This window comes from Pseudohaemophilus paraphrohaemolyticus (genome assembly GCF_003253115.1).
Classification (GTDB): Bacteria; Pseudomonadota; Gammaproteobacteria; order Enterobacterales; family Pasteurellaceae; genus Haemophilus_A; species Haemophilus_A paraphrohaemolyticus_A.
Window position 1 is genome coordinate 1 of sequence record NZ_QEQF01000022.1, and the last position, 399, is coordinate 399.

The following is a 399-nucleotide window of genomic DNA, read 5'->3' on the forward strand; positions in this document are numbered from 1 at the left end:
CACTTAACTGCTTTTGTTCAGTTAAGATTTTATTTAACTACTCAGACTTTTTCTTATCAAACTCTTTTAAATTCGACTTGAAAGTCTCTTCAGTTTTTCAGCTTGTTTCCAATTTTTTAAAGAACAATTAAGATAATAAAAATCATCTTTAAATGGCGTCCCCACGGGGATTCGAACCCCGGTTACCGCCGTGAAAGGGCGATGTCCTAGGCCTCTAGACGATGGGGACAGCATTTAAAGATGCTTTCCACTTGCCACCTTTCTATTCACTTTATCAAACAATCTGTGTGAACACTTGCAGTCGCTTAATTTGGTAAGGAGGTGATCCAACCGCAGGTTCCCCTACGGTTACCTTGTTACGACTTCACCCCAGTCATGAATCATACCGTGGTAAACGCC

At 40.9% G+C, this 399-nt stretch carries 1 tRNA gene and 1 rRNA gene; both read right to left on the reverse strand.

Annotated elements, in window-relative coordinates:
* Positions 1-153: 153 nt before the first annotated feature.
* Positions 154-229: transfer RNA gene (locus DPV92_RS09730), tRNA-Glu, on the reverse strand.
* Positions 230-314: 85 nt separating this feature from the next.
* Positions 315-399 (reverse strand): 16S ribosomal RNA (locus DPV92_RS09735); the annotation flags it as partial.